The organism is Clostridia bacterium (assembly GCA_028698525.1).
Lineage (GTDB): Bacteria > Bacillota > Clostridia > JAQVDB01 > JAQVDB01 > JAQVDB01.
This window is the reverse complement of record JAQVDB010000099.1, coordinates 1-4,880: the sequence shown is the minus strand read 5'-3', so window position 1 is coordinate 4,880 and position 4,880 is coordinate 1. Positions and strand designations below refer to the sequence as shown.

The 4,880-nt window shown below is 37.5% G+C and carries 3 protein-coding genes and 1 rRNA gene; all 4 read right to left on the bottom strand.

The annotated features are described in order from the left end of the window. Window positions 1–45: 45 nt before the first annotated feature. Window positions 46–1,628, bottom strand: a 16S ribosomal RNA gene (locus tag PHP06_10495). Between the two features lie 353 nt (window positions 1,629–1,981). Next, the gene (locus tag PHP06_10490; protein ID MDD3840969.1) at window positions 1,982–3,826 is read right to left on the bottom strand and encodes an ATP-dependent DNA ligase; all 1,845 of its coding nucleotides are present in this window, start codon (window positions 3,824–3,826) and stop codon (window positions 1,982–1,984) included. Between the two features lie 4 nt (window positions 3,827–3,830). After that, complete coding sequence (locus PHP06_10485) at window positions 3,831–4,163, bottom strand: DeoR family transcriptional regulator (GenBank protein MDD3840968.1); 333 nt, start codon at window positions 4,161–4,163, stop codon at window positions 3,831–3,833. Between the two features lie 132 nt (window positions 4,164–4,295). Then, on the bottom strand, window positions 4,296–4,880 hold a 585-nt coding region (locus tag PHP06_10480; GenBank protein ID MDD3840967.1), incomplete at its 5' end, for a DNA polymerase.

The window sequence follows — 4,880 nt, the reverse complement described above, 5'->3', positions numbered from 1 at the left end:
GGCTCATTAAAAGTAAAAAAGTGATAGGAAATCGGGTACTCCTTAAAAGGAGGTAATTCAGCCGCAGATTCCCCTACGGCTACCTTGTTACGACTTAGCCCCAGTCATAAGCATTACCTTAGTTGCCCCATCCAGCTAACTTATAGCACGAGCGCTTTCGTACTATGAGTTAGCGGGACAAGACACCTTCGAGTATTACCTACTTCCGTGGCTTGACGGGCGGTGTGTGCAAGACCCGAGAACGTATTCACCGCAGCATGGCTGATCTGCGATTACTAGCGAATCCAACTTCATGTGGGCGAGTTTCAGCCCACAATTCGAACTGAGATTGGTTTTGAAGGATTAGCTCCACCTTGCGGTTTGGCTTCCCGTTGTACCAACCATTGTAGCGCGTGTGTCGCCCAGGACATAAGGGCTATGCGGACCAGACATCATCCCCTCCCTCCTCCCCGTTTTACCGAGGCAGTTTCCTAAGACACTTGTAACATAGGATAGGGGTTGCGCTCGTTTCGGGACTTAACCCTACATCTCACGACACGAGCTGACGACGGCCATGCAGCACCTGTGTATCACCCTCGAAGGCTACCTCTGTCTCTAGAGGTATGCAGATACATGTCAAACCCTGGTAAGGTTCTTCGATTACCATCGAATTAAACCACGCGCTCCTCCGCTTGTGCGGGTCCCCGCCAATTCATTTGAGTTTTAACCTTGCGGTTGTACTTCCCAGGCGGGATGCTTAACGTGTTAACTGCGACACTTAACTCTTCCATCTAAAAATCCGAAGACATTAAACAGTTGAGTCAAACATCTAGCATCCATCGTTTACGGTGTGGACTACACGGGTATCTAATCCGTTTTGCTACCCACACTTTCGAGCCTTAGCGTCAGAATATAGCCAGTGAATCGCCTTCGCCTCTGGTGTTCTTCCGAATATCAACGTATTTCACCACTCCACTCGGAATTCCATTCACCCCTCTATATCTCAAGCATAACAGTATCCAAAGCTTTTCCACGGTTGAGCCGTGGACTTTAACCTCAGACTTATTAAGCCGCCTACGCATCTCTTTACGCCCAATAACTCCGGACAACGTTCGTACCCTACGCATCACCGATGCTTCTGGCACGTAGTTAGCAGGTACTTATTCAAGAGGTACCGTCATCTATTCGTCCCTCATAAAAGGAGTTTACAATCCGAAGACCTTCCTCCTCCACGCTGTGTCGCTGCGTCAGGGTTGCCCCCATTGCGCAAGATTCCTAATTGCTGCCTCCCGTAGGAGTATGGACCGTGTCTCAGTTCCATGGTGGCTGAACATGCTCTCACACCAGCTACCCGTCTTAGCCTTGGTGAGCTTTTACCTCACCAACAAGCTGATAGGACGCAGGCCCCTCTTAAAGCGCCGAAACTTTACTCTAAAACACCGAAGTGATTAGAGACCATCGAGTATTACCCCATCTTTCGATGAGCTGTTCCCGACTTTAAGGCAGGTTACCTACGTGTTACTCACCCGTTTGCCACTAACACGCAATCCTATAACCGCAAGCGGTTATAGGTTAGCGGTTCGTTCGACTTGCATACCTAAGGCACACAGCCAACGTTCATCCTGAGCTATGATCAAACTCTCATTGAAAAACGTTTTTTGTATTGCACTAGAATACAAAGGATACATAGTATCCTAAAAATTTACAGACCTAAATCTGACCAATCAACGTTATTATTGGGTTTTATTGTTTCAAATGAATTGTATAGGACTTAAAAAGCACTACACAATAAAAATCAAAATTGTTTTGATTTCCTACCACTCTTCAACTTTTAAGGAGCCTCTGAGCTAGAAATAAACATAACGATAATTATGTTCTTTATCGTATATTCAAGTAACTATTATATGAAAATCTTTATATTACCTGATTACCGTTTTCCCAAACTCGTGCGTGATTGTAACACAATCAATATCCATATGCAAGGGTTTTTATACAAATGTTTTTACCTATTCTTGGCCTCAAACATCTCAGTTAATTCCTTAACTGTAGTTATATTCTCAATTCCCTTATCTCTATCCCACTCTACAAGCCTAGGAAACCTTAAAGAGAGGCCGTTACCAACACCTTTTTTATCTTTACTAATATCCCTAGTTATTTCATCAGCATCAACAGTAATTACGAAATTAGGCCTTACCCAAACATCTGGTTTGAGTACATCATTTACTACAACATTTTTCGTTCTTTTTAAAGTTTCAAAGCCTTTAAGATTTTCCAATATATTTTTGAACAATTCATCAGAAATACCTGTACCTACTTTACAAATTGCATCATATCTATCGTCTTCTTCGTTATATACAGCACCCAAAAGTGCACCTATTCCTAATTCTGCTCTCCTACCAGAACCATAGTAGTAACCAACCACAACCATATCTATTGTATCTACCAATCCTCTATCAATACTTTTCTTTATTTTAATCCATTCAAAGTTTCTTTGACCTGCATCATAACCTCCGGTTAGTTGTTTAACTATTACTCCTTCTAAACCCTGAGATACATATTGATCAAAGAGATTCTTTAATTCCTCTACACTAGTTACTTTACTTGTCTTAGCAACTCTTAAGCTATCATCAATAGAACCTAAATTCTTCTCTAATATTTCTACTCTTTTATATGTATCCAATTGTGTCAAATCTTTACCATTAAGATAGAGGATATCAAAGAGCATTGCCTTTGCAGGAATTTTCTCTCTAATATTACCAATCTCATACTTTCTTCTCCTTTGCATAGTAGTTTGATAACTCAGAAATGTATCATGAGCATAATCCCAACCGAGAACCTCAGAATCAAGTATAAAGCTCTCTAAAGAAAGGTTTTTAGCATCTTCAACAACTTCTGGGAACATATCTGTAACATCTTCCAGATTTCTAGTAAAAAGTTTAACTACACAATCACTACTTTCGGACCCAAAAAGATTTAATCCTTGAGATTTATCTTTAATATAGCTCTTCCATAAGACCTTTCTTTTTGATATATCTCCTCTATTATATTTATGTATCTGTAATCTTAATCCATCAAATTTACCTTGTACTAGAAATTCTCCACCGAATCTATCAATTACTTCATCGAACGACCCTACCCTTTCTACAAGTCTAGATAAAACAGGGAATCCTGGATTTACACTTATATCCTCTAATTCTTTTACGACATTCTCTTTGTCAAAATTATCTAATTTACTAGCAACATACCCTATATCTGAAGAGACTCCATATACTCTACTAAATTCATCACTCAGTTCCTTGTCACCACTTACCATATATGAGAAGACGTCCATCATAGTCTTAGAATGAAGACCTAACCTCATAGATCCACAGACAATTCTAGAAAAATACTTTGCTTCAATAGGTGTAGAAGAGGATAAGAAAGCCATAACCAAGTTATCCTTTCTCTCTACGGAACCAGTACCAGAAGTATTTACAATATCCCAAAGTAGTTCATAGACATTTTTAACTGTATATCTTTTATTCTTTGTATCTAATTTTTCAGAAATTTCATATACAACATCCCCAATATCACCTTTTTCCTGTCTTAGTAAAAAAACATCAATACCCTTATTAATCCTTTTTAAATATGAATCTATTAAATTAAGAAGACTTTTCTCTGAATAGTTAAATTCACTATTAATAAACATTGGTGCAACACGGCCTTGTACAAGATATGAAATCATCTGAATATCCTCAATATCACACTGTTTTAAAAAATCCCCCATTAGAGAGGTCATATCTAATCTTCCTGTTGTATTCTCAACCTTTTCTAATACTTTACAGACCTGATTGAAGCTCTTTGACATATCTTTATTTAATATAAATATAGTAAGTAGATTTAGTAGAACCCTTCTGCTCTACAATTTTTTTCTTTTCTAAATCTGTCATATCTCTTCGAATTGTTCTTGTAGATACATTAGGTAGTAGCTCTTGTAGCTTGGAAGGATATACCTCCCCTTCTTTTTCCAGTATAGATACTATCTTCTTTTGTCTTTCTGAAAGCTTTTCTGAGTCTATATTTGTATTTTCGCCCTTCATTTTGTTCAAGTTTTTTGAAACTTTCGTAGTTTTAATTGGAATTTTCATATCATTGCTAGCCTCTTTCAGTATTTCTCCTTTACTCTGTTTAAGGATTATATACAAAACAAACCCTGCTAAGATTCCTAAAAGAGTAAATAATGTGATAAAGGGGTTTCTGTTGTTACAATTCTCATTTTGCATAACATTAAGCAACTTAAATTATCCACACACTTCATTATATATGAATTTCGGACATTATTTAAGTTTATCCCAAGAATTTCCTTCGCTAATATGAGTTTGCAATGGGACATCTAATTTAAGAGAATTTATCATTATTTCATTAGCCATATCTTTAAATTCTTCAACCATAGATTCCTCGACCTCAAATACTATTTCATCATGAATTTGAAGTAGCATAAAAGTTTTATCTGTAAATATATCATTTATCAGTTCTTGTAGTTTTATCATTACATACTTCATCATATCTGCTTCTGTACCCTGTATAGGCATATTAATTGCCTCTCTACCAGCAGCAGAATAGATCCTTCTATTTTTAGATCTAAGTCCACTTACATTTCTAGTAGTACCAAACATTGTTTGGACATAGCCTTTTTCTCTAGCTTCTTTTTCCATATTCTTCATATACTCCTCTACTCCAGAATATATTGAAAAATATTCATTAATATATCTACTACTTGTTTCGACATCTTCACCTATCAACCTAGATAGCCCATATCCTGTTTGGCCAAATATCATTCCAAAGTTAATAGTCTTTCCTAAGCCCCTTTCCTTTGGGGTTACTTCATCTAACTTTTTATCAAGGATTCTAGCTGCTGTTGC

Coding starts and splice junctions, on each gene's coding strand:
- PHP06_10490 (MDD3840969.1), bottom strand. CDS start 3,826: ATGTCAAAGAGCTTCAATCAGGTCTGTAAAGTATTAGAAAAGGTTGAG.